Genomic DNA, 25,450 nt, shown 5'->3' on the forward strand with positions numbered 1-25,450 from the left:
GGTTATTGTTCCAGACGGGTCAGACGTCCCGTCGATTTCTTACTGGCGCGACGTGCCAGCATCGCCAGACACCCTCCCGCCAGCATCACCAGCGCCAGACTCAGCTTTGGCTGCAACGGCAACGCCATCGCAATAAAGCCCAGCAACGCGCCACCGGCCATCTGCACCGAACCGACCAGTGCGGAAGCGACACCTGCTTCGGCAGAGAACGGTTCCAGCGCATAGCTGGTTGCCGGCCCCATCAGGAACGCCAGACCGGCGCAGGCGCTGGCCACCGGCAACATATACAACCAGGTTGCGGTCTGTTCAGCAGGCGGAACCAGCGTTATCCCGGCAATCAGCCCGAGGCAGCCGATAAACATCAGAATCCCGCCCGTTTTCAGGCATACCGGACGTCCTACCTTGCGGATAATGCGGTTAGCGATAAAACTCATCCCCATGATCCAGAATCCGTTTGCGCCGAACACCAGGGAGAATTCCAGTGGGGTGAGTCCGGCAATATTCATCAGTACCGTCGGTGCCAGCGAAACGTACGTCAGTGCCATACCCATTGCGCCGGCATTAACCAGTGCGAAAGTGATAAAGCGGGCATTAAACAAGATACGTGCGTACTGACGGAACGGCAGTCCGGTATTGTTTTGCGTTCCTTCGGGACGGGTTTCCGGCAATTTGAAAATGACCAGCAGCAAAACCGCCAGCGTATAACCCGCCAGCGCCCAGAACGGCGCACGCCAGCCATAATATTGGGCAATCAGTCCGCCAATCAGCGGCGCCAGAGCTGGGATAATGTTGAGCGTACCGTTGAGAAAACCGTACGCGCGGGCGGCATCGTTGCCGCTCATCCGGTCACGAACCCCGCTGAAAATCACCACCGATGTACAACAGACTGCCAGCCCCTGAATGACGCGCGAGAGCAGAAACATCCACGGTGCGATGGCTGTAGCGGCGACGATCGCGCCTGCCAGATAAATCACCACGCCGATGATGGCGATGGGACGGCGTCCGAATTTATCAACCAGCGGCCCGGCAACCAGCTGGCCGAGGCCCATCACCAGAATGAAAAGTGAAATTGAGGACTGAATGACCGCCTCGGTGCTGTTCAGACCCAGAGCAATCGCCGGGATCGCCGGAAGGTAAAGGTCGATACCCAGAGGGCCAAGCAATACCAGGCTCAGCAGCAGGAAAAGGAATTTTTGCATTGAAAACATCACTGTCAGTCATCCGAAGGGAGGCTAAGGGTAATGATTTAGTTAAAGAATGGAAAGTAGCTTGTGATAATCGTGCCGGAAGGACTTGTGAAAAAAAACGGACACCTGTCAGTGTCCGTTAACGCACAGATACAAGAAAGATTATTTTTTCTTCCAGAAATCATCAAACACCGTGACCGGTGGCTGGCGTTTGTGTTCTGTACGCAGATACCAGCCTTCGATAATCGTGGCATATTTATCGTCGACTTTTTTGCCTTCGAGATAATCGTCGATCAGTTCGTAGGTCACACCAAGAGCAACTTCATCCGGCAAAGCAGGGCGGTTCTCTTCCAGATCCGCCGTCGGGGCTTTGGTATACAAATGTTCCGGGCAACCGAGCTCTTTAAGCAACGCTTTACCCTGACGTTTGTTCAGACGGAAAATTGGGTTAATGTCAGTACCGCCATCGCCGTATTTGGTGAAGAATCCGGTCACGGCTTCTGCCGCATGGTCAGTTCCGACCACCACACCTTTTTTCATTCCGGCAATGCTGTACTGCGCTTTCATGCGTTCGCGGGCTTTTTCATTACCTTTAATGAAATCACTCAGCTCAATACCAATTTCGCGCAATGTCGCTTCGCTTGCCAGTACGGCATTCTTAATATTGACGGTCAGAACCTGATCAGGCTGGATGAACGCAATGGCATCCTGACAGTCGGATTCATCAGCCTGCACGCCATACGGCAAACGGACAGCGATGAACTGATAATCGGCTTCGTGAGTTTCTGCGCGTAATTCGCTAATTGCCATTTGGCAAAGTTTGCCGGTGAGAGTAGAATCCTGCCCGCCGCTGATACCCAACACCAGTGTCCTGATGAACGGATGGGCCAGCAGATAACTTTTGAGAAAATCGACGCTGACACGGATTTCTTGTGCGGCATCGATATGCGGTTTAACGTGCAGAGCCTGAATAATCTCTTTTTGTAAAGCCATGACCACTCCTCCTGAAGCCTGCCTTCGAGGAACCCGAGGCAAAAATAAGACGTTATCAGGATAAAACTACCCCGCATCGCTCAAAAGGACAAGATTCAGCGAAGAGTTCGGCGGAAATCTGTACGCTGCCGGCTCGCAACATTTCGAACCAAAGCGGCAGGAAAGAAGTAAAGTGTGGCACACGATGAGTAATTACTGACCGGCGTTGAAAATAAGAGATCAATGAAGGGAAATGTAATGATTCCGTATATTTCTATTGCAGGAAATATATGTCATTCGGAACTATCTAAAAAAGCCGCTTTATTAAGATATCCTGGGCTGAGTGCGTTATATTTGTTGCGGTAGAAATATGTGTATGCATGTGCCATCGAAATGGAGTTGCCAGGCTTGATTAACGGATCCTAATTAATGGCATACATCGTGTGGTTTTAATGTCGTTATTTGCCTTAAGTCTTATTGGGGAAACAAAATGTTTTTTCGGGTTGTACGTCGTCTACCAGCTTGTGCCATCGTCTGTGGTGCAGCGCTGTTCAGTATCTCAAGCCTTGCAGACACCACCATCTTCACTGCGTTAGATGACCCTGCTCAGGCAAAAAAGCCTTTCGAGGGTAACGTTCAGGCGGGTTACAGTGCGCAAACTGGTAACACCAGCAACTCCACGCTGAATGCTGATACCACCATGACCTGGTTTGACACCAACACGGCTTACAGCCTGTGGGGTTCTGCACGTAATACTTCTTCTTCCGGTGTGCGTTCATCCGAGAAGTACCAGGCCGGTGGTCGTACCCGTTATAACCTTGATAATGCGAACTATGTTTTCGGTCAGGGTAGCTGGCTGAGCGACCGTTACAACGGTTACCGTTCACGTACTGTCGGTACATTGGGTTATGGTCGTCAGATCTGGAGCGGTCCGGTTCACACGCTGAACCTGGAAGCGGGTCCGGGTGTTCGTCATGATGAATTCCAGCAGGGCGGTAATACCACCCGTGCCCTGGCTTATGCTTCCGGCACTTACGGTTACCAGATCAGCGACACTGCTCGCTTCACGCAGGGCGTTTCTGTTTTAGCGAACGATGAAACCACGCTGAACTCTGAAACTGCGCTGACCGTTGCGATCAACTCCCACTTCTCCCTGAAAGTGGCGTATGACGTAACCTATAACACCAAACCACCAGCCAGTGCGCCGGATAAAACCGATACCGTGACGTCTGTAAACCTGGTGTACGGCATGTAATTCCCCCTTCGGGAAATGATGCAAGAAAGCCAGAGGGATTATTCCTCTGGCTTTTTTTATGGATTATTTTCTGTGTGACGTGCAGGTTTTTGCGCTAAAAAAAAACCACGCACTCAGGCGTGGTTTCGTTATTTCTGAGCAGATATTATTTCTCTGCGTCTTTATATACTGTGGCTATTGCTTCAAAGTTCGGGCCTTTCTGGCCGGCAGCAATGATATGGTAATATTTACCGCCTTTTTCATCCGCTAACTTTGAGAGCTCATCGTGCAACTCACTTGGTGAACCGACTTTCCCGCCGGATTCAGCCACCTGGATGTTGCCGATTTTGACCAGTTTAAAGTGGGCGACTTCTTCTTTGGATACCTGATCGGCAGCTAATGCACTGAAAGTACTGAAAGAAAATGCAGAGATCAGCAGGGTAGTAGCTAAAGTAATTTTTTTCATATACAGCGTCCTTTTGTAGAGGTAAGTAATTGCTTTGCTCTTTTGAAGTTTAGACGGTATTTCAAAAAATACCCCAAGTCTGATGAGATTTTGTAAGAGATAAAAAAACAGCGGGTCATTAATAAATAATCCGCTGTTTTGAAAGGCTAAAGATTAGTGGTCCTGAACCTGCTTATGGAACAGCTCCCTGAACACCGGATAAATATCTTCCTGTTCGCGGATATGCTGCATGGCGAAATTATCGAATTTCTCCTGCAACACTTCGTATTCACGCCACAGCGTCTGGTGGGCGCGGCGGGTGATTTCGATGTAGCTGTAATAACGCACCAGCGGCAAAATCTTCTGTGCCAGAAGCTGGTGGCACAGAGGGGAGTCGTCAGCCCAGTTATCGCCATCGGAAGCCTGCGCGGCATAAATGTTCCACTGCGCCGGATCGTAGCGTTCCCTGATGACGTCATCCATCAGTTTCAGTGCGCTTGAAACGATGGTCCCGCCGGTTTCCTGTGAGTAGAAGAACTCCTGTTCATCCACTTCTTTGGCTTGTGTATGGTGACGGATATAGACCACATCGACGTTTTTATAGGTTCTGCTCAGGAACAAATAGAGCAGGATATAGAAACGTTTGGCCATGTCTTTGGTCGCCTGATCCATCGAACCGGAGACATCCATCAGACAGAACATCACCGCCTGGCTTGACGGCTCAGGGCGACGCTCATAGTTGCGATAGCGTAAATCGAAGGTATCAATGAACGGTGTTTTCGCGATCTTCGCCCGCAACTCGGCGATTTCTTTACGCAGCCGTTCTTCTTCGAGTAACTGTGCCGGTTCGCTGTGCTCGACCTCGGTCAGCGTCGATTCCAGCTCACGCAGCTCCCGTTTTTTACCCGCGGTCATCGCCGTGCGGCGGGCCAGCGAGTTTTGCAAAGAGCGCACCACACTGATATTGGCCGGTACGCCGTTAGACGTATAACCGGAGCGGTGGGTTTTGAATTCGTTAAGCTGTTTATGCTGGTTTTTACGCAGGTTTGGCAGTGCAAGATCCTCAAACAGCAGATCGAGATACTCGTCTTTGGAGATCTGGAACGAAAACTCATCTTCGCCTTCACCGTCCTGACTGGCTTCTCCCTGACCACTGCCGCCGCCACCGCCCCCTTGCGGTCGTTCGATGCGGTCATTCTGCACAAAGTGGTCATTACCAGGGTGAACACGGTGGCGTAAGCCACCGCGACCCTGATGAAACATGGGTTCGTTGATATCAGCATTGGGGATCGAAACCGACTCCCCGCTGTCCACGTCGGTAACCGAACGCTTGTTGATGGCCTCGGCAATCGACTGTTTGATTTGCGACTTATAGCGGCGCAAAAAGCGCTGGCGGTTCACCGCGCTTTTGTTTTTGCCATTCAGTCGACGGTCAATGAAATACGTCATATTTCCCCCAAACGACGTTGCCAACGATCCTCTGCTACGAGGATTTTCTTACGCGCAGGTACCATTCACACAGCAAGCGAACTTGTTTGCGTGTATATCCTTTCTCCATCATTCTGTCGACAAAATCATCATGTTTCTTCTGTTCATCGGTCGACGTCTTGGCGTTAAACGAGATAACTGGCAGTAATTCCTCGGTATTTGAGAACATTTTTTTCTCAATGACCGTGCGCAGTTTTTCGTAACTGGTCCAGTTTGGATTGCGGCCGCTATTGTTAGCGCGGGCACGCAGCACGAAGTTGACAATTTCGTTGCGGAAATCTTTTGGATTGCTGATACCGGCCGGTTTTTCAATTTTCTCCAGCTCAGCATTCAGCGATTCACGGTCGAACAGTTGTCCGGTATCCGGGTCGCGATATTCCTGATCTTGTATCCAGAAATCAGCGTACGTTACATAACGGTCGAAAATGTTTTGTCCGTATTCTGAATAGGATTCCAGATAAGCCGTCTGGATCTCTTTGCCGATAAACTCAGCGTATTTCGGGATCAGATAGCCTTTCAGGTGCTCCAGGTATTTTTCAGCGATGTCCTGCGGGAATTGTTCGCGCTCGATTTGCTGTTCCAGAACATAGAACAGATGAACCGGGTTGGCGGCCACTTCAGCATGGTCAAAGTTGAAAACGCGGGACAGGATTTTAAACGCGAAACGCGTCGACAGCCCGTTCATACCTTCGTCTACACCCGCATAGTCGCGGTATTCCTGATAGGACTTGGCTTTCGGATCGGTATCTTTCAGGCTTTCACCGTCGTAAACCCGCATTTTGGAATAGCTGCTGGAGTTTTCAGGTGTTTTCAGCCGCGACAAAATCGAGAAGCGCGCGAGCGTTTCCAGAGTTCCCGGCGCGCACGGAGCATGGGAAAGCTCACTGTTGCTGAGCAGTTTGTCGTAGATTTTCATCTCTTCAGACACGCGCAGGCAGTAAGGCACTTTCACGATGTACACACGGTCAAGGAATGCTTCATTATTCTTATTGTTACGGAACGTCACCCACTCAGATTCATTGGAGTGCGCCAGAATAATGCCGTTGAACGGCAGGGCGGAGATCCCTTCGGTACCGTTATAGTTACCTTCCTGCGTCGCAGTCAGTAACGGATGCAGCACTTTAATCGGGGCTTTGAACATCTCGACGAATTCCATCACACCCTGGTTTGCACGGCACAGCGCACCGGAATAACCATAAGCGTCAGGATCGTTTTGGGCGTGGTTTTCCAGTTTACGGATATCCACTTTCCCGACCAGCGCAGAGATGTCCTGATTGTTTTCATCGCCCGGTTCCGTTTTGGCGATGGCAATTTGTTCAAGAATAGACGGCCAGACTTTCACCACTTTAAACTTGGTGATGTCACCGCCAAATTCATGCAGGCGTTTTGCCGCCCATGGCGACATGATGGTGCCGAGATAGCGCGGAGGAATGTTGTATTCTTTTTCGAGAATATGCGCATCTTCCTGCGGGTTAAACAAACACAAAGGATGATCGTTTACCGGGCTTCGTTCGCCATTAGCGCTCAGCACATAAATCGGTACACGTTGCATCAGGGATTTCAGCCGTTCGGCCAGTGACGATTTACCGCCACCCACCGGGCCCAGTAAATAGAGGATTTGTTTCTTTTCTTCCAGGCCCTGCGCGGCGTGTTTCAGGTAGGAGACAATCTGTTCGATAGCCTCTTCCATGCCGTAAAACTCTTCAAATGCAGGGTATCGTGCAACAACACGGTTCGAGAATAAACGCGACAGGCGTGGTTCAAGCGCGGTATCTACCATCACTGGTTCACCGATTGCCATCAACAGACGTTCCGCCGCATTGACATAAGCACTGCGATCTTGCCGTGCAATGGTAAGAAATTCCTGCAGTGTGAACTCTTCGTCCTTGGCAGCCTCATAGCGCTGGCGATAGTGGTCAAATATGTTCATACGATGCCCGTCCTTCGTTATTTTACCCTTCGTCCTTGGAACCGCTGTTTGACCGCAATTCCAACGAGTTGGATATAGCACAGGTTAATGAGAGCTTTTTCAGCGCTCCCGGAAGAAAGATCTCCCACCTGAATTACAGCAACCCTTATGCCAACTTGCAGAACCCTTCAAAGCCGACAGTCACGATGATTTGTTTACTGTCAGACCCGGTGGGACGGGCAACCGTTCAGGCTAAGTCTTTCATCTATTTATAAGCGTAGTTTGGCATTAGGAAAATTTCCTCTATGGGTTGGGCGTTTTTTAAGCCATATCAATGACTCAGTTGTCGGAAATGCTCTGGAAAGCCTTACAGGGCGTGCTTTGCAGCGCGGATGTTGTTTCTTTAGTCATTTTTATTTCATATTTTGCAGATAAATTATGCGATCGCCTCTGTTTTACGTAATGAAACCGGTTCAGGACATTCTGAAAAACTGTAAATGCTAAGCGCAATGTTTAACGTTCATTTACACTAGCGACGATTTTTTACTTAATGGAATTAAGACAATGAAAATTTCAAACCTTAAAACACTGTCCATCGTGGGCGCGGCAGTGCTTTGCAGCCATGCAGCCGTGGCTGGCACCTGGTCACTTGGCGCATCAGCATTGGGTGACGTCAACCCGTATCGTGGATATGACAACAAAGTTTATCCGGTACCGCTGGTGTCTTATGAGGGTGATGATTTCTATTTCAAATCACTGACTGCGGGTTACTACCTGTGGAAAGACGACAGGAATAAGTTCAGCGTTACGACGACATACGTTCCATTTGGGTTTGACCCGGATGACAGCGATGATCATCAGATGAAACATCTGAACAAGCGTCGCGGCACGTTATACGCTGGTCTGGCGTATTCACATATTGAAGACTGGGGTACGCTGCGCGCGACCTTCAATGGTGATGTACTGAACAACAGTAATGGTCTGGTCGCGGACGCTGCTTATCTGTATCCAATCCATCAGGATAACTGGGCGCTGGTGCCTGGGTTCGGTGTGATGTTCAACAGCAGCAATCAGAATGACTATTACTATGGTGTGACTAAAGGTGAATCACGTCGCAGCGGTCTGAGCAGCTATTCGGCTGATGATAGTTTTAGCCCATACGCTGAGCTTTCTGCTCGTTATAATTTCACCCGTGACTGGCAGGCATTCTTCACTGGTCGCTATATTCGTTTAGCGGATGAAGTTAAAGACAGCCCGATGGTCGATAAGTCATATTCGGCGATTGTCTGGACAGGTGTCACTTACACCTTCTGATGCAATGCACCGTTACGGTGCTGACATTGCACATCAATGGGGCGTTTCGCCCCATTTGCACATTTATGGCTCATTAACTTTATCGATAGTGAGACTCACGACCCGACCGGAGGAAACAGATGAAAGCGAAAACCGTGCAATTCCCAGACGGGAAAACTGTACCCGCAATCGGACAAGGCACCTGGTATATGGGGGAGCGAAACAGTGATATTCGCGCTGAAGTGAATGCGTTAAGACAAGGGCTGGATGCCGGTATGACGCTGATCGACACAGCAGAAATGTATGCAGACGGTGGCGCGGAACGAGTGGTCGGCGAAGCGATAGCAGGGCGGCGGGATGATGTGTTTCTGGTATCCAAAGTCTATCCGCACAACGCCGGTGGCGCGAAAGCCATAACAGCTTGTGAGCAAAGCCTCAAAAGATTACAAACCGATTATATAGACCTTTATCTGTTGCACTGGCGTGGTTCGATCCCGCTACATGACACGGTTGCCGCGATGGAGAAGTTACAACAATCAGGCAAAATCCGTCGCTGGGGCGTCTCCAATCTTGATACTGACGACATGCAGGCGCTGTGGAAAATTACCGGTGGCGAACAATGTATGACGAATCAGGTGCTGTATCACGCGGCTGCGCGTGGCATTGAATTCGATTTGCTGCCATGGTGCGAAGAACACGGCGTGCCGGTGATGGCTTATTGTCCTTTGGCTCAGGCGGGAAAGTTACGCCACGACGTGCTGACGTCACCGGTGATGCAGAATATCGCGAAAGAGCGGGGCGTCAGCAGTTCACAGATTGCGCTGGCTTGGGTGATACGCTCGGGTAACGTGATTGCGATCCCAAAAGCCGTACAACCGCAGCATGTAAAACAGAATGCCGCAGCGATGATGCTCAGTTTGTCTGCGGATGAAATAGCGCAAATTAACGCCGCTTTTCCGGCACCAAAACATAAAACGCCGCTGGATATGGTCTGAAATCTTCCATTCCTTTCATCATGCATCAGACAGCAAAAAGGGGCCTTTTGGCCCCTTTGTCATCTATGCTGCAATCTCAAAGCGATTATTTGCGGATGGAGAACGTCACCGCCAGGCGCGCTGGTGCAGCATGCGTAGAAATGTGTTTGTCTGAAACCTGCGCGGTTTCGACGCAGACCATGGTTTTGTAGCCGTCGTCTGGCATATCCGCCATGCTGACAGACAATTCAGAACCTGGGTTCCAGGCAACAACGTCTGAATTGTTTTCGTGTGCGATAACCAGCGTGCGTTTCAGCACCGGATCGACGATTTCACTGGTAGCCTGCGGCTGGGTATAGATACGGTCAGTCTGGCCAGTGAAGGTGAGGTCGCCTTCGGTTTGTTTGGCTTTTGCGCCATCGACTTTATCGATAAAGTGGTTGCCAAGACCTTTGACGCTCACACTGGCAATATCACCGATATTGAAATAAGTGTGAAGGGCGCTGTTTGCGTCGAAATCACCGGTAGATTCCAGTTCGATATGGCAGGTTGCGCCGAGAGTGAAGCGTGCGGTTAGCGTAAATTCGTGCGGCCACAAAGCCAGTGTTTCAGGAGAGCTTTTCAGCGTTAAGGTCAGAACAACGCCTTCGTCAGTTTCCTGATGGTCTGTCAGTTCCCATGCCATGTTTCGGGCGAAACCGTGTGATGGTTTGCCTGCCGGACCAAACCACGGCCAGCAAATTGGAATACCGCCACGAATAGCGACGCCTTCTTTAAACGCACTGGCGCTGCTCATCCAAAGCACAGGTTCTTCACCTTCAGGCTGCCATGACAGCAGATGCGCGCCTTGCAGGGCAATTGCAGCACGAACTTTTGGATGGGTAACAACGAGCACCGGCAGTTCGTCGATAAGACGCTGGCTGACGGAGGTAGTGATCTGGTTTACGACTGGAAGAGAAAAGAGTTGTTCTGTCATTATCTAAAGTCCTGTCAGGGTTAAAACTTCTAAGATTTTGAACCAAGACTACACATGAACCCAATCCCTCTGTTTGATCGCACTCATGTGCTGATAAAAAAGTGCATCCGACAGAAAGCAAAAGGGCGACTTGCGTCGCCCTTCAATCAGTTCATTCACATTGCCAATTATTTGGAAACGTGAGCGATCAGATCCAATACTTTGTTGGAGTAGCCAGTTTCGTTGTCGTACCAGGAAACCAGTTTCACAAAGTTGTCGTTCAGAGCGATACCTGCTTTCGCATCGAATACGGAAGTCAGTTTTTCGCCGTTGAAGTCGGTAGATACTACGTCGTCTTCGGTGTAACCCAGAACGCCTTTCAGGTCGCCTGATTCAGAAGCTGCTTTGATTACTGCGCAGATTTCTTTGTAAGACGCTGGTTTTTCCAGACGTGCAGTCAAGTCAACAACAGAAACGTTAGGGGTAGGTACGCGGAACGCCATACCAGTCAGTTTACCGTTCAGAGCTGGGATTACTTTACCTACTGCTTTAGCAGCACCGGTAGAAGAAGGGATGATGTTCTGGGATGCGCCGCGGCCGCCGCGCCAGTCTTTGTGAGACGGGCCATCAACAGTTTTCTGAGTTGCGGTAGTTGCATGCACAGTGGTCATCAGCGCTTCAACGATACCGAAGTTGTCGTTGATAACTTTAGCCAGTGGTGCCAGGCAGTTAGTGGTGCAAGATGCGTTAGAAACGATTTCCTGACCTGCGTATTCTTTATGGTTAACGCCCATAACGAACATTGGGGTGTTGTCTTTAGAAGGACCAGTCAGAACAACTTTCTTAGCGCCTGCAGTGATGTGCTTACGAGCAGTCGCATCATCCAGGAACAGACCAGTAGCTTCAGCTACAACGTCAACGTTAACTTCGTTCCATTTCAGGTTAGCTGGGTCACGCTCAGCGGTAACACGGATGGTTTTGCCGTTAACAACCAGGTGACCGTCTTTAACTTCAACAGTACCGTTGAAACGACCATGAGTTGAGTCGTACTTCAGCATGTATGCCATGTAGTCCGCGTCTAACAGATCGTTGATTGCTACGATCTCGATGTCAGAACGTTCTTGAGCAGCACGGAAAACAATGCGACCGATACGGCCAAAACCGTTGATACCTACTTTGATAGTCATATATTCCACCAGCTATTTTTTTAGTGAATAAAAGGTTGGTTGTAAAATTACAAAAACCTTGCTGAGCGTCAAGCGGAATCGTGTCAATTATTGCTGTAAGTCAAAGCGACGACCTACTATTGCTCGCTTATTGCACGTTCCGTTTTCTTAATCGGCTTACAACCACATGGGGGCGAAAAACTGAATATAAAGTACCGGAACATCAGGAGTGTGATCGCCATCACAAGTTGCGAGTCAGGTAACGCTGATGCCATACAGTTTAGGCCAAAAGGGGCAGACCTGTTGTTAATTTTTTGTTATTATAAACTGTTATTTTAGTTGATTTTTATATTCGTCAGAGAACGATAAACATGAGCATCATAACCAAATCTTCCCCTGCACCCGAGCAACTCACTGAAATTCAACGTTATGTCACGCAAGATCACGGAACAGAACCTCCTTTTTCCGGAAAGTTACTGCACAACCGCCGTGAAGGCATTTATCATTGCGTAGTCTGTGGAACCGCGTTGTTTTATTCCGATACTAAATACGATTCCGGCTGCGGCTGGCCAAGTTTTTATCAGCCAGTACAACCTGATGCGATTAAATATCTCACTGATAAAGCTCATAATATGCAACGCGTTGAGATACGCTGCTCAGGGTGTGAAGCGCATCTGGGCCACGTTTTCCCGGATGGTCCAAAGCCAACAGGCGAACGCTACTGTGTGAATTCGGCCTCAATGCGTTTCACTGATGGTCAGAGTGGTGACATAACCGCCGGGTAGAATGCTTATAAGTACGATGTAATTTACCCGACAAAATCGATTCAGCTATTATTCAAAACCGTTTGAATAATAGCGTGGAGCTGAGGGCTCAGTCAGATGGAAATTAATCAACTCATTGATGTAATGACACCGGAAATCTATGCACGCCTGGTGCAGGCCGTTGAACTCGGCAAGTGGCCAGATGGCGTGGCGCTGACGCCGGAACAGAAAGACCACAGCCTGCAGGCCGTGATGTTGTATCAGTCACGTCACAACGTGGACGCTCAGCACATGAGCATCGGCACTGACGGGCAGATCGTCACCAAAAGTAAGCAGGAACTGAAACAGCAGTTTGCGCAGGAAACGCTGATAAAGCTGAAACCTGAGTAACGACTGCTTCAGCAGAATAAAAAAGGGCGCTACAAAGCGCCTTTTGAAATTGATGTTACCTTCAGATAATAAAGGAATAAACGCTCAATTTTATCCCAATATGGACATCAATTTAGCTGGTTTTATCCCCGCACTACTTCCCGTTGCACTGTCTCCCGGTGCAAGTTTTACGCTTGCCATGAACAGTGCGCTGTCAGGCGGACGGAAAGGGCTTTTTAAGACGCTCACCGGAACCGCTCTCGGCATTTATACCCATGCAATTTTTATCGGGCTGGGCATAACCTCTTTGCTGGTGGCATCCCCGACGCTATTCACAATTCTGAAAATCGCAGGCACAGCCTATCTGCTCTGGCTGGGGATCCAGCTTATCCGCAGTGGCCTCAATGCGCGTGAAATGGTGTTCGATAGCAGTGGGTCAGAGGTGACATTAAAAGATGCCTGGCTCGCTAATGTACTCAACCCAAAAGCCATCATGTTTTATCTCACTGTGGTGTCGCAATTTGCCGGCAGCCAGGGTGAAATCAGTCATTATATGATTCTGGCGACCGTGCATATTGCGGTGATGTTCGTCTGGCTTATCGCTGTCAGCAGAGCTCTTATTTTCTCTGCGAATAAGATAAACACCGTTACCCTGAAAAAGGTCGTGAATATAGCAGGTGGGGGATTACTGGTTGTTTTTGCGCTGAGTAGTTTTCTGCATTGAAGTGGTGGGCGGGTTAAAGATTTCGCTGTTCTTTATCGTCCTGCTATTCCTTTAGCAGGACGATAAAATTCACGCCGTCACTGCCCCGGACGTACTGACCTTTACCCCTGCAGCCCGCATCGCTTCAACCGCTTGTGCGCTGTCTTCCGGCTGTAAGTTCACGCCACGACAACCATCGGTCAGCAACGTCACCTGATAACCCAGTTCCAGTGCGTCGAGCACAGTGAATTTTACGCAGTAATCGGTGGCAAGTCCCATCACGTACAGATGCGTTACCTGCGCCGCTTTCAGCCAGTCGTTCAGCACTGTTGCTGCGCGGTGCCCGTTATCGTAAAAGGCGCTGTAACTGTCGATGTCCGGATTTGTGCCTTTCTGTACGACGAAGTCTACCAGCGGCAGGTTCAGGGCAGGATGAAACTCAGCCCCGGGTTCCTGCTGAACACAGTGAACCGGCCACCAGACTTGCGGCAACCCGTTCAGTTCGCCCGATGTCCAGGCCTCTGCGTGCGAGTTAGTGGCAAAGCTGCAATGGCCGGCAGGATGCCAGTCCTGTGATGCCAGCACCGGGATGCCATGGATTTTACACCACGCCATCATCTGATTAGCAACCGCAACCGTATCATCGCCGTCAGTGACCGCCAGCGCGCCGCCGCGACAAAAATCATTTTGCAGATCGACCAGCAATAAAGCAGATTTCATATCGTCCCTTATTTATTCGGTCAGTTCGCCACGCAGGTTCTGCTGCATCAGTTCGCGGATTTCTTCCGGAGTATGTGTCTGGCTGAGCAGATAATGCAATTTGGTCAGCGCCGCTTCGACGGTCATATCAAACCCGCTGATCACGCCCGAGTGCGCCAGCGCGTTACCGGTCGCATAGCCGCCCATATTGACGCGCCCTGAGATGCATTGGGTCAGATTAACCACCACGATGCCGCGTTCGGACGCGTCTTTCAGCACTTTCAGCAAATCGCCTTTTTGAGGCGCGTTACCGACACCGTAAGAGCGCAGGATCAGGGCTTTCACCGGTTGCATCAGGAAGTTCTGCACGACTTCCGCGGAAATTCCCGGATAAATCGTTACCACGCCGATAGGCTGCGGGGTGATGTGGTGTACTTTCAGCTTTGCGGCGGGAACAACAGGCAGCGACGGCGTAGAAAGGCGGCGGATGTGGATCCCGGCTTCCAGCAGCGGCGAAAGGTTTGGTGAGGCAAAGGCATCAAAACCGTCTGCGTGTGCTTTGGTGCTGCGGTTCCCGCGATACAGACGGTTGTTGAAGAAGAGGGTGACTTCGTTGACCGGATGGTTCGCCGCGATGTACAGCGAGTTAAGCAGGTTGATCTGCCCGTCGGAACGCAACGCTTCTAGCGGGATTTGTGACCCTGTCACAATTACCGGCTTGCTGAGATTTTCCAGCATGAACGACAGCGCAGAAGCGGTGAACGCCATGGTATCCGTGCCATGCAGGATAACGAAACCGTCGTACTCGTCGTAATGCGCCTGAATATCATCGGCGATATGCTGCCAGTCTTCCGGCGTCATGTCGGAAGAATCCATCAGTGGCGCATATTCCTTAATGGTGAATTCAGGCATTTCAGGACGATGGAATTCAGGCATTAGTGCCAGCTGACGCTGTAAATGTCCGGAAACCGGAATGTAACCCTGTTCAGAACGCTGCATACCGATTGTGCCGCCGGTGTAGGCAACGTAAATAGATTTTTTAGTCATCGACGATGTTCTTTTTTTAGAAAGGTGAAAGCAACTGCGCTAAGTATAAAGGCTTCGCGACGGGTGTCCCACCATAAAAAAGCCCGGAGCTCTCAGTGAGCACTCCGGGCAGTGAATTAGGGCGAATCTTTATCCAACTTTATTCCGCTTAATCCCAAAAACGGAACGTTACTTCACATCACCACAGGTCAGGCAAAGTGCGTAACGGTTTTGCGGGTCATTCATGTTGCTGAACAGGTCAGCCTGGGATTTCAGCTCCATCGCCATTTTGCTCACCGGCGCAGGCAGATAAGCCTGGATCGCCGCTGGCAGCATGGCATGAACGGATGCACTCACTTGTGAGAACACCAGGTCGCTTAGGCTTGGCTCGCTGACATACCAGTTCAGCTGCCATTTCGACAGCTTCGCCAGATCAGCGGCTTTTTTCACGGCGTCATCGAAATCACCCAACTCATCCACCAGGCCATTGGCCTTGGCATCAGAACCAATCCACACGTGGCCTTGCGCAATCTGGTCGATTTCTTCAGGCGTTTTGTGGCGTGAGTCGGCAACCAGACCGAGGAAGGTTTTATAACCATTCTCGATGTTCAACTGCATCATCTGCGAGAACTCAGGTGGCAGCGCTTTGGTGGAGGCAATATCCGCCAGCGGCGATGTTGCCACGCCGTCAGTGTGAACGCCTGCGTAATCCAGCGTGTTCTGATACGTGTTGATCACGCCAAAGATACCGATGGAGCCGGTGAGGGTGCTCGGGCTGGCGATGATGTAGTTCGCTGGTGTTGAAATCCAGTAACCGCCGGATGCCGCCATACCGCCCATGGAAACCACCACTGGTTTGCCTGCGGCTTTCGCAGCAGCCAGTTCAGAGCGGATCACTTCAGAGGCACTGACGCTGCCGCCCGGGCTGTTAACGCGTAAGACAATCGCTTTCACTTTCGGATCCAGACGGGCATCACGAATCTGCTGCGCGGTTGTGTCGCCACCGACTGCACCCGGTTGTTCTTCACCGTCATTGATCGCACCGGTCGCGAAGATCACCGCGATTTGCGGATCGTTATTGCCCGTTTTTGGTTTCGGCGAATAATCGTAGATGCTGGTGTAGTTAAAGTCTTTGGTGTCTTTATTCCAGCCAAAGGCTTTCACCATCTCGTTATCCGCTTCGTTACGTGAAGCCAGCGCATCCACCAGTTTTGCTTTCAGCGCGTATTGCGCCATATCGCCACCCGTAGCCTGCATACCCGCTAATACACCCGCCGCGCCAGGGAACAATTGTTCAGGCGTAATCTGACGGTTTGCCGACACGGTGTTCAGATAGTTGGCCCACAATCCACCAATCCAGCGACTGTCTGCTTCGCGTGCTGCAGGGGACATATCGTCACGGATCAGCGGTTCAACGGCGGATTTATAGGTTCCGACGCGGAAAATGTTGGTCGTGACTTTCAGCTTCTCAAGCAGGGATTTGTAATACAGATTGTTGGTCGCAAAACCGTGCAAGTCCACCGCGCCTTGTGGCGACATGTAGATTTTGTTGGCGTAGCTCGCCAGATAATATTGCGACTGGTTATAGCTGTCGCCGATGGCATAAACCGGTTTACCCGCGTCACGGAACTCACGCAGCGCCTTGCCAATATATTGCATAGAGGCCTGGTCAGTGCCGGTGAAATCGGTCAGCTGCAAAACAATGCCGGTGACGTTTTTGTCATCTTTCGCGGCGCGAAGGGTATCGACCAGATCAAACAGGGAATTCTCCTGCAAACGGCTGCTCGACGTGCCCAGTAATTCGCGGCCCCACTGACGGACTTTATTATTCACCGAAGGCTTATCCACCACTGAACCACTCAGGTCAACCAGCAGCGCGCCTTTGGTGGTGTCGACGGGTTTGTCCTGCACGGCGTACCAGATGCCCACGCCAGCCAGAATGATCAGAATAAGGAAAACGTTGAGAATGAATTCTCTGACGAAATTAAGAAGACGCCAGGTCCACTTAAAAAAACCGGCGATAATTCGCCACAATGTGCGCATGGTCTCTCCAACAAGACAGTTAAGTATCGCTATCCTAATGACACGCCGGAAAAAAGTCAGCTTTAAATCATGTCAGGATTTGGCAACGACGCATTATCTGAAAGCGCCTGATGCGTTGGAAAAAGGCGTAGCGGCTATGTTAACGTAAGGTAAATAGCAATTATTCTCAGGAGATTAAAATGGACGCTTTGGACTTGTTACTTAACCGCCGTTCCGCTTCCCGTCTGGCTGCTCCTGCGCCGGCTGGCGAGGCGCTGCAAAACATCATCAACGCCGGTATGCGCGCGCCAGACCACGGTGCCTTGCAACCTTGGCGTTTCGTGATTGCAGAGAACGACGGGCTGACCCGTTTTAGTGAAGTGTTGCGTGCTGCCGCCATTAAAGATGGTGCGGATGAAAAAGCCATTGAGAAAGCCACGCAGGCGCCATTGCGTGCGCCGCAAATCATTACCGTTATCGCGGCCTGTAAAGAAAGCCCGAAAGTGCCGCAGTGGGAACAGTTGCTTTCCGCCGGTTGCGCTGTTCACGCCATGCAGATGGCGGCGCTGGCGCAGGGTTTCAACGGCATCTGGCGTACCGGCGCATGGACTGAACATGCGGATGTGCGCAAGGCTTTCAAGTGCGGTGAAAACGATAAAATTGTCGGTTTCCTGTATCTCGGTACACCGCAACTGAAAGCGAATTTGCAGGTGATCCCGGCTGACAGCACCCCTTTTGTGACTCATTTTTAAAAATTCATCCGTTCGTAAATTAACCGGTTTACATCGGCCTTTTCCGATAAAACCGGTTTTTGCTGCCTATTTGAGCGACCATCGCTGCGGATCCTTCTATCCGTCTTACTAATTGCGCCGCCAGCGGCTAACATAGCCACCTCTGCATGATGAGGACGTAGTGAAATGAAGGATGGGATAATGGAAATCTTTACAGCGATCACCCCGCAGGCAGGTACGGCCTGATGCGTTTGTTCATTGCGGAAAAACCCAGCCTTGCCCGCGCCATTGCGGATGTCCTGCCAAAACCTCATCGCCGCGGCGACGGGTATATTGCCTGCGGTAACGATCAGGTTGTTACCTGGTGCGTCGGCCACTTACTCGAACAGGCTCAGCCCGACGCTTACGACAGCCGTTTTGCGCGCTGGTCGCTGGCAGATTTACCTATTATTCCTGAAAAGTGGCAGCTTCAGCCGCGTTCTTCCGTCGCCAAACAACTTAATGTCATTAAACGCCTGTTGCTCGAGGCGACGCAGGTCGTCCACGCCGGTGACCCGGATCGCGAAGGGCAGTTGCTGGTGGATGAAGTGCTGGATTATCTGGAACTGACGCCGGAAAAACGTCACGCGACCCAGCGCTGTCTGATAAACGATCTCAACCCGCAGGCCGTCGAACGTGCCATTGATCGCCTGCGTGATAACCGCGATTTCATTCCGCTATGCGTTTCTGCGCTGGCCCGTGCCCGCGCGGACTGGCTTTACGGCATCAACATGACCCGCGCTTATACCATTCTTGGCCGCAACGCGGGCTATAACGGCGTGCTGTCCGTCGGGCGTGTGCAAACGCCGGTTCTCGGGCTGGTGGTGCGCCGCGACGAAGACATCGAAAACTTCGTGCCGAAAGATTTCTTTGAAGTGAAAGCGCATATCGTCACGCCTGCCGACGAGCGTTTTATAGCGCTGTGGCAGCCGAGCGATTCTTGCGAGCCGTATCAGGATGAAGAAGGGCGTTTGTTGCATCGTCCGCTGGCCGACCACGTGGTGGCGCGTATTGCCGGACAACCGGCGATGGTCACCGGCTATAATGATAAACGTGAAAATGATATTGCTCCGCTGCCGTTTTCGCTTTCTACATTGCAAATTGAAGGTTCGAAAGCCTTTGGTCTGAGTGCTCAGCAAATTCTTGATATCTGTCAGAAATTGTATGAAACGCACAAATTGATTACGTATCCTCGTTCGGATAGCCGATATCTACCAGAGGAGCATTTTGCCGGTCGTCATTCTGTCATCAACGCCATCGGCGTTCACCGGCCGGATCTGATGCCGCAACCGGTGGTGGATACCGATATACGCAACCGGTGCTGGGACGACAAAAAGGTTGATGCTCACCATGCGATTATCCCGACTGCGCGCAGCAGTAACGTGAATCTGACCGAAGACGAACGCAAAATTTACGGTCTGGTGGCACGTCAGTATCTGATGCAGTTTTGCCCGGATGCGGTGTATCGCAAATGCGTTATCGATCTGGATATCGCGGGCGGAAAGTTTATCGCCAAGGCGCGTTTCCTGGCGGAAGCGGGCTGGCGTACTTTGCTGGGCAGTAAAGAACGCGACGAAGAAAACGAAGGCACGCCGCTGCCAGTGGTCGCCAAAGGTGACGAATTGTTATGCGAGCGCGGGGAAGTGGTTGAAAGACAAACTCAGCCACCACGACCGTTTACCGATGCCACACTGCTTTCTGCCATGACCGGGATCGCGCGTTTTGTGCAGGATAAAGAACTGAAAAAAATCCTGCGTGCGACGGACGGTTTGGGCACAGAAGCCACGCGTGCCGGGATTATCGAGCTGCTGTTCCGTCGTGAATTTTTATACAAGAAAGGGCGCTATATTCATTCCAGCGATACCGGGCGCGCACTGATCCACTCGCTGCCGGATATTGCAGGGCGGCCAGATATGACCGCTGACTGGGAATCAACGCTGACGCGTATCAGTGAAAAGAGCTGCCGTTATCAGGACTTCATGCAACCGCTGGTCGCGACGTTGCAGAATCTCATCATGCAGGCCAAAACAAACCGGGTGTCTTCGGCATTCCGCAGTCTGCCTTCCAAACCGGCGGCCGCTGCGGCGAAAGGCAAAAGCGCCCCCAAACGCCGTAAAGCGAGCACTAAAGGGAAGGAAGCAAACAGTGATGAATAATGTACTGGTGAGAAATGTGCTGATGGTGTTACTGGCCGGTTCCGCGCTGCTGTCTGCACCGGCGATGGCAAACCGCAGTAATATCGGTAACGGCGCAGATGTCGTGGTGCCGCTGCCGCCGCAAATCTGGGAAAACAGCGGCAGCAACAACAATAACAGTGCGCCGACCTGCCATAACTGCTGCATCTACAATAACCAGAGTTACAGCGAAGGCGCGGTAGTGACGGCGGACAGCGTAGTGTTGCAATGTTCACGCGACCCGAATGTGGTTGGTACCAATGCACTCAAATGGGAAGTGTTGAGGAAATAAGACTTTCTTAAAGCTCTTGCTTTTCTCAAGACCTCTGATTTTCTCAAGGCTTCTGATTTCTCGATACTTCTGATAAAGAAAAGGCACGGACTGTTTCCAGTTTCGCGCCTTTTTGTTTGAAGGGTTGATACAGCTACACGGCGAATTTCGCCAGATACGCCTCGATCAACGGAATATCCGCAGGTGCCAGATCAAACGACAGCACGTCGTCGGGCGCAACCCAGCAGATTTCAGAGTGACACTGTAACGTAATCGTCCCCGTAAATCCGCTGACCCGCCAGCCGTGCAAACGAATCAGCCTGGCGGGTTGCTGTAATTCGCTGGTGGCGATGAATTCTTCCACCGTGGCCTTGATACCCAATTCTTCCTGCAACTCGCGCACTAGAGCAGAAGGCTGACTTTCTCCGGCTTCCACTTTCCCGCCGGGGAATTCCCATAAACCAGCCTGATCGCTGGACGCATCCCGACGGGCGAGCAGCAATTTGCCCTCGTACTCAATCAGGGCGGCGACCACGTCAATCATCGTCATGGTCATTATTTCAGGTCAAACGTCGCCCAGATTGGCGCATGGTCAGACGGCTTTTCCATGCCGCGAATGTCGTAATCGATGCCAGTCGCAGTGCAACGTGCCGCCAGCGGCGTACTTGCCATAATAAGGTCAATACGCAGACCACGGTTCTCATCGAAGCCGCGTGAACGGTAATCAAACCATGAGAATTTATCGGCAGTTTCAGGGTTCGCGGCGCGGAAAGTGTCAATCAGACCCCAGCCTTTCAGGCGATCCATCCATTCACGTTCTTCCGGCAGGAAAGAACATTTGCCGGTGCGCAGCCAGCGTTTACGGCTGTCTTCACCGATACCGATATCCAGATCGGTCGGGCTGATATTCACGTCACCCATCACCACTACCGGATTATTCACGGACAAACTGGTGGTCAGGTAATCCTGCAAATCGCGATAAAACTTCTCTTTGGCCGGGAACTTGGTCGGATGGTCGCGGCTTTCGCCCTGCGGGAAGTAACCGTTGATCACGGTCAGAATGCCCTGTGGCGTTTCGATGTCGGTCATGATGATACGGCGCTGAGACTCTTCGTCATCACCCGGGAAACCACGGCGTACAGCCACCGGTTCCTGCTTCGTCAGCATGGCAACGCCGTAATGGCCTTTCTGGCCGTGATAAAACACGTGATAACCGTACTGACTGACATCTTCAAGCGGGAACATGTCGTCATGGACTTTGGTTTCCTGCAAACCGATCACGTCAGGCTGGTGTTGTTCGATAATTGCCGCAAGCTGATGCGGGCGGGCGCGCAATCCATTGATATTAAAGGAGACGAACTTCATAGTCGGGAACCATTTGGCGATGAAATCAGAAGCGCGATAGTAGCAGAAAAAGGGCGTAATGGCGAAATCGCGATGAATGACAATCAGGTTTCAACAGCCAGAATAAACGTCTGTAAAAGCACAACGTCTGCCTGAAATTTATGGCAAATGGATTTCATTCGGAGAATTATTTTGTCAACTTTTCGTGACAGTCTCTTCTTCCCGTGTACATGAAAGAGTATTATGCCTGTAGCGATTTCCGCACCGGCAGAAAAAGGTCAACACTGATGCGTCTGGAAGTTTTTTGCGAAGACCGCCTGGGTCTCACCCGTGAACTCCTCGATTTACTGGTTTTACGCAGTATTGATTTACGTGGTATCGAGATTGCCTCGATTGGCCGCATTTACCTGAATTTTTCCCAACTGGATTTTGACACTTTTCGCGCCCTGATGGCTGAAATCCGCCGTATCGAAGGCGTGACGGATGTCCGCACCGTCACGTTCATGCCTTCTGAACGCGAGCATCGGGCATTACGCGCTTTACTGGTTTCCATGCCGGAACCGGTTTTTTCCATTGATATGAAAGGCAAAGTCGAGCAGGCCAATCCGGCTGCGATGGCCTTATTTGAACTCGATGAAGATAAAATCCGCAACGTGACGGCGGCTAACCTGATCACCGGTTACAACGTCACGCGCTGGCTGGAAAGCGAAAATGCACAGCCGCACTCAGAGCGTATTGTGATCCGCAGCCAGGATTTCCTCATGGATCTGACGCCGATCCATGTAGACGATGAAGACGGTAAAGGTGGCATTGCCGGTGCCGTGGTGATGCTCAAATCGGCTGCCCGCATGGGCCGTCAGTTGCAGGACTTAACAGTTAACGACGACAGCGAATTCGACCACATCGTCGCCGTCAGCACCAAAATGCGTCACGTACTGGATCAGGCGCGCAAACTCGCGATGCTGGACGCGCCGCTGCTGATTGTCGGCGATACCGGCACCGGCAAAGATTTACTGGCTCATGCCTGCCATGTGCGCAGCGCACGCGGCAAAAAGCCATTCCTTGGCCTTAACTGTGCGTCGCTGCCAGATGACGTGGTGGAAAGCGAACTGTTTGGCTATGCCGCCGGTGCCTATCCGAATGCGCTGGAAGGTAAAAAAGGCTTCTTTGAGCAGGCCAATGGCGGTTCGGTGCTGCTGGATGAAATTGGTGAAATGTCACCGAGAATGCAGATTAAACTGCTGCGTTTCCTCAATGACGGCACGTTTCGTCGTGTGGGCGAAGAGCATGAAGTGAAAGTAGATGTTCGCGTGATGTGCGCCACCCAGAAAAACCTGGTGGAACTGGTGCAGCGTGGCGAATTCAGGGAGGATTTGTATTACCGCCTGAACGTGCTGAGCCTGACGCTGCCGCCGTTACGCGAGCGTCCTGCTGATGTGATGCCGCTGACCGAACTGTTTGTGGCGCGTTTCTCCGATGAACAGGGAATGCCGCGGCCAAAACTGTCGTCACAGCTGGCGAATTACCTGACGCATTACGGCTGGCCGGGCAACGTCCGTCAGCTCAAAAATGCGATTTACCGCGCACTGACACAGCTGGAAGGTGGCGAGCTGCGACCGCAGGATATCGTTCTGCCGGACTTTGACGCAGAAGTGACGATTGGTGAAGAAGCGCTGAACGGTTCACTCGACGATATCAGCAAACGTTTCGAACGTTCCGTGCTGACCCGTCTTTACCGCACTTATCCGAGTACGCGTAAACTGGCGAAGCGTCTGGGCGTATCGCATACGGCCATCGCTAATAAGCTGCGGGAATACGGGCTCAGCAGCCGTCGCGGTGAAACGGGCGAAAGCGAAGAGTAATTTTCTTCTCAGAAACTGCGCCCAATAAAAAAGCAACGGATAGCGCCGTTGCTTTTTTTCATCTGTTGCCTGTGAAAGCAGAAATTACTTCAGCACAGCCAGCGCAGATTCATAATCAGGTTCAGTGGTGATTTCGTTCACCAGTTCGCTGTACAGCACGTTGTCCTGACCATCCAGAACCACAACCGCACGGGCAGTCAGACCAGACAATGCGCCATCGGTGATACCCACGCCGTAGTCAGATTTGAAATCACCGCCACGCAGGGTAGACAGCGTAACAACGTTAGACAGACCTTCTGCACCGCAGAAACGTGACTGCGCGAATGGCAGATCAGAAGAGATGCACAGCACGACTGTGTTCTCAATTTCACCCGCCAGCTGGTTGAATTTACGCACGGAGGTGGCGCAGACGCCGGTATCAATGCTTGGGAAAATGTTCAGGACTTTACGTTTGCCTGCGAAGCTGCTCAGGCTGACATCAGAAAGGTCTTTTGCGACCAGGCTGAAAGGCTTGGCGACGTCGCCTTTTTGTGGGACTTTGCCCGCAACGGTTACCGGGTTGCTCTGAAAGTGTACTGTCTGGGTCATGATTATTTCCTATGTCCATTGGAGTCAAACGGCTTTCAGTTTAGGGTAACAATGCTATGTTGGATATAGAATATTTGTTAATTACTTGTATCTATTGATTGTATCCCACAAGGCGCATTTCACTATTGGAGACGCTATGAGAAGTGTTCGCTTTTATCCGGAAGCCTGGCCGTTACATACGCCGTTTGTGATCTCCCGCGGAACCCGCACCGAAGCCCGCGTTGTGGCAGTTGAAATCGAAGAAAATGGTATTCGCGGCATTGGCGAATGCACGCCGTATCCGCGTTATGACGAAAGCGAAAGCTCCGTGATGGCACAAATCGCCAGCGTGATAACAGCCATTGAGCGGGGCGCCAGTCGCGAACAGCTGCAACATTTGCTGCCAGCAGGCGCTGCGAGAAACGCGCTCGACTGCGCGCTGTGGAATCTGGAATCTCAGACCCGCGGCCTGAATTTATGGCAACTGACTGCTACCGAACCCCTGGCTTCAATCAGCATGGCGCAGACTGTGAGCATTGGCACGCCGGAAGCAATGGCACAAGCCGCGCTGGCGCTGCAAAAGCAGGGCGCAACTTTGCTGAAAATAAAACTCGACGATCGTCTGATCGCCGAACGTCTGGTGGCTGTTCGCGCCGCCGTTCCAAATGCTTCGCTGATTGTCGATGCCAACGAAGCCTGGCAAAGCGACGGGCTCGCGGCACGTTGTCAGTTGCTGGCCGATCTGGGCATTCTGATGCTCGAACAGCCACTTCCGGCAGGTGAAGATTCCGCGCTGGAAAACTTCATCCATCCTCTGCCGATTTGTGCTGACGAAAGCTGCCATACCGTGGAGGGTTTGCCTGCCCTGAAAAATCGTTATGACATGATCAACATTAAGCTGGACAAAACGGGCGGTCTGACTGGCGCACTTCAGCTGGCGCAGGCGGCGCGTGAAACGGGATTCGATATTATGCTTGGCTGCATGTTGTGCACTTCGCGCGCGATTCGCGCGGCACTTCCGCTGACCGCCGGCGCAAAATTTGTCGATCTCGATGGCCCGACCTGGCTGGCGCAGGATGTCGAACCCGCACTGAAGTTTCATTGCGGCGGCATTGATATTGCCGGTTCTGCCTGAATTTTATCCCCAGATAATGCGGTTTTGTGCGCGAAGGCAAATCTGTAATGATTTCTTATAGGGGATTACGGCAGGTAATGATAAAACTCCTGAATGTTTCAGGGCGCAGCCCTTTGTCCGT

Annotated in this window: 24 protein-coding genes; 11 read left to right on the forward strand and 13 right to left on the reverse strand. The window is 51.4% G+C overall.

The annotated features are described in order from the left end of the window. Positions 1–2 precede the first annotated feature (2 nt). Complete coding sequence (locus tag UC15_RS10875; RefSeq protein ID WP_112288510.1) at positions 3–1,199, reverse strand: multidrug effflux MFS transporter; 1,197 nt, start codon at positions 1,197–1,199, stop codon at positions 3–5. A 150-nt stretch (positions 1,200–1,349) separates the two neighbouring features. Then, positions 1,350–2,180 carry an ammonia-dependent NAD(+) synthetase gene (gene nadE / locus UC15_RS10880; RefSeq protein ID WP_112288459.1) on the reverse strand — a complete coding sequence of 277 codons (831 nt, stop codon included), beginning with the start codon at positions 2,178–2,180 and terminating at the stop codon, positions 1,350–1,352. Between the two features lie 469 nt (positions 2,181–2,649). Here nadE and UC15_RS10885 point away from each other — a divergent pair, with 469 nt between their 5' ends. Next, positions 2,650–3,414, forward strand: coding sequence for a YdiY family protein (locus UC15_RS10885; RefSeq protein ID WP_112288460.1), 765 nt, complete (start codon positions 2,650–2,652; stop codon positions 3,412–3,414). Positions 3,415–3,559: 145 nt separating this feature from the next. Here UC15_RS10885 and UC15_RS10890 read toward each other — a convergent pair whose 3' ends face one another. The 3 genes from UC15_RS10890 to yeaG all read right to left on the reverse strand — a co-directional run bounded on the left by UC15_RS10890 (position 3,560) and on the right by yeaG (position 7,256). After that, complete coding sequence (locus UC15_RS10890; protein ID WP_112288461.1) at positions 3,560–3,859, reverse strand: DUF1471 domain-containing protein; 300 nt, start codon at positions 3,857–3,859, stop codon at positions 3,560–3,562. A 153-nt stretch (positions 3,860–4,012) separates the two neighbouring features. Further along, on the reverse strand, positions 4,013–5,287 hold the full coding sequence (locus UC15_RS10895) for a YeaH/YhbH family protein (RefSeq protein WP_112288462.1): 1,275 nt from the start codon (positions 5,285–5,287) through the stop codon (positions 4,013–4,015). 34 nt (positions 5,288–5,321) lie between these two features. Next, positions 5,322–7,256, reverse strand: a complete 1,935-nt coding sequence (gene yeaG / locus UC15_RS10900; protein WP_015697208.1) for a protein kinase YeaG — start codon at positions 7,254–7,256, stop codon at positions 5,322–5,324. Positions 7,257–7,799: 543 nt separating this feature from the next. Here yeaG and UC15_RS10905 point away from each other — a divergent pair. Both UC15_RS10905 and UC15_RS10910 read left to right on the forward strand, forming a co-directional pair. After that, a complete protein-coding gene (locus UC15_RS10905) occupies positions 7,800–8,549 on the forward strand; it encodes a MipA/OmpV family protein (protein ID WP_112288463.1) in 750 nt (249 codons plus the stop codon). A gap of 119 nt (positions 8,550–8,668) precedes the next feature. Then, complete coding sequence (locus UC15_RS10910; protein ID WP_112288464.1) at positions 8,669–9,523, forward strand: aldo/keto reductase; 855 nt, start codon at positions 8,669–8,671, stop codon at positions 9,521–9,523. Between the two features lie 85 nt (positions 9,524–9,608). Here UC15_RS10910 and UC15_RS10915 read toward each other — a convergent pair whose 3' ends face one another. Both UC15_RS10915 and gapA read right to left on the reverse strand, forming a co-directional pair. Next, positions 9,609–10,478, reverse strand: coding sequence for a D-hexose-6-phosphate mutarotase (locus UC15_RS10915; protein ID WP_112288465.1), 870 nt, complete (start codon positions 10,476–10,478; stop codon positions 9,609–9,611). Positions 10,479–10,645: 167 nt separating this feature from the next. Then, the gene (gene gapA / locus UC15_RS10920) at positions 10,646–11,644 is read right to left on the reverse strand and encodes a glyceraldehyde-3-phosphate dehydrogenase (protein WP_165353128.1); all 999 of its coding nucleotides are present in this window, start codon (positions 11,642–11,644) and stop codon (positions 10,646–10,648) included. A gap of 350 nt (positions 11,645–11,994) precedes the next feature. Between gapA and msrB the strand changes: the two genes are divergently transcribed. From msrB to UC15_RS10935, 3 genes are all read left to right on the forward strand, one after another. Then, a complete protein-coding gene (gene msrB, locus UC15_RS10925; protein ID WP_112288467.1) occupies positions 11,995–12,408 on the forward strand; it encodes a peptide-methionine (R)-S-oxide reductase MsrB in 414 nt (137 codons plus the stop codon). Between the two features lie 96 nt (positions 12,409–12,504). After that, positions 12,505–12,777: a YeaC family protein gene (locus tag UC15_RS10930; RefSeq protein WP_112288468.1), complete on the forward strand. Its 273-nt coding sequence runs from the start codon at positions 12,505–12,507 to the stop codon at positions 12,775–12,777. Between the two features lie 100 nt (positions 12,778–12,877). After that, on the forward strand, positions 12,878–13,480 hold the full coding sequence (locus UC15_RS10935; protein ID WP_112288469.1) for a LysE family translocator: 603 nt from the start codon (positions 12,878–12,880) through the stop codon (positions 13,478–13,480). Between the two features lie 69 nt (positions 13,481–13,549). Here the strand turns inward: UC15_RS10935 and pncA are convergent, their stop codons facing one another. The 3 genes from pncA to sppA all read right to left on the reverse strand — a co-directional run bounded on the left by pncA (position 13,550) and on the right by sppA (position 17,227). Then, on the reverse strand, positions 13,550–14,179 hold the full coding sequence (pncA, locus tag UC15_RS10940) for a bifunctional nicotinamidase/pyrazinamidase (RefSeq protein WP_112288470.1): 630 nt from the start codon (positions 14,177–14,179) through the stop codon (positions 13,550–13,552). Positions 14,180–14,191: 12 nt separating this feature from the next. Further along, positions 14,192–15,205 (reverse strand): asparaginase, encoded by a 1,014-nt coding sequence (gene ansA / locus UC15_RS10945; RefSeq protein WP_112288471.1) that lies wholly within the window; start codon positions 15,203–15,205, stop codon positions 14,192–14,194. Between the two features lie 168 nt (positions 15,206–15,373). Beyond that, positions 15,374–17,227, reverse strand: a complete 1,854-nt coding sequence (gene sppA, locus UC15_RS10950) for a signal peptide peptidase SppA (RefSeq protein ID WP_112288472.1) — start codon at positions 17,225–17,227, stop codon at positions 15,374–15,376. A 179-nt stretch (positions 17,228–17,406) separates the two neighbouring features. Here sppA and UC15_RS10955 point away from each other — a divergent pair, with 179 nt between their 5' ends. From UC15_RS10955 to UC15_RS10965, 3 genes are all read left to right on the forward strand, one after another. Then, entirely contained in the window at positions 17,407–17,958 is a 552-nt protein-coding gene (locus UC15_RS10955) for an NAD(P)H nitroreductase (RefSeq protein ID WP_112288473.1), read from the forward strand. A gap of 224 nt (positions 17,959–18,182) precedes the next feature. Then, complete coding sequence (locus tag UC15_RS10960) at positions 18,183–20,132, forward strand: DNA topoisomerase III (protein WP_165353129.1); 1,950 nt, start codon at positions 18,183–18,185, stop codon at positions 20,130–20,132. After that, positions 20,125–20,442 (forward strand): DUF1496 domain-containing protein, encoded by a 318-nt coding sequence (locus UC15_RS10965; RefSeq protein WP_112288475.1) that lies wholly within the window; start codon positions 20,125–20,127, stop codon positions 20,440–20,442. Before UC15_RS10960 ends, UC15_RS10965 begins: the two co-directional genes overlap by 8 nt. A 133-nt stretch (positions 20,443–20,575) precedes the next feature. Here the strand turns inward: UC15_RS10965 and UC15_RS10970 are convergent, their stop codons facing one another. Together UC15_RS10970 and xthA are read right to left on the reverse strand one after the other, a co-directional pair. After that, positions 20,576–20,965 carry a pyrimidine (deoxy)nucleoside triphosphate diphosphatase gene (locus tag UC15_RS10970; RefSeq protein ID WP_369964303.1) on the reverse strand — a complete coding sequence of 130 codons (390 nt, stop codon included), beginning with the start codon at positions 20,963–20,965 and terminating at the stop codon, positions 20,576–20,578. An 11-nt stretch (positions 20,966–20,976) separates the two neighbouring features. After that, entirely contained in the window at positions 20,977–21,786 is an 810-nt protein-coding gene (gene xthA / locus UC15_RS10975) for an exodeoxyribonuclease III (RefSeq protein WP_112288477.1), read from the reverse strand. A 266-nt stretch (positions 21,787–22,052) separates the two neighbouring features. On the opposite strand from xthA, the gene tyrR reads away from it, so the two are divergent. Then, complete coding sequence (tyrR, locus tag UC15_RS10980) at positions 22,053–23,627, forward strand: transcriptional regulator TyrR (protein WP_112288478.1); 1,575 nt, start codon at positions 22,053–22,055, stop codon at positions 23,625–23,627. Positions 23,628–23,711: 84 nt separating this feature from the next. On the opposite strand, the gene tpx is transcribed toward tyrR, so the two are convergent. Further along, on the reverse strand, positions 23,712–24,215 hold the full coding sequence (gene tpx, locus UC15_RS10985; RefSeq protein ID WP_112288479.1) for a thiol peroxidase: 504 nt from the start codon (positions 24,213–24,215) through the stop codon (positions 23,712–23,714). Between the two features lie 136 nt (positions 24,216–24,351). Here tpx and ycjG point away from each other — a divergent pair, with 136 nt between their 5' ends. Then, complete coding sequence (gene ycjG / locus UC15_RS10990; protein ID WP_112288480.1) at positions 24,352–25,329, forward strand: L-Ala-D/L-Glu epimerase; 978 nt, start codon at positions 24,352–24,354, stop codon at positions 25,327–25,329. Positions 25,330–25,450 lie beyond the last annotated feature (121 nt).

This window comes from Rahnella sp. AN3-3W3, from assembly GCF_003263545.1.
Lineage (GTDB): Bacteria > Pseudomonadota > Gammaproteobacteria > Enterobacterales > Enterobacteriaceae > Rahnella > Rahnella variigena.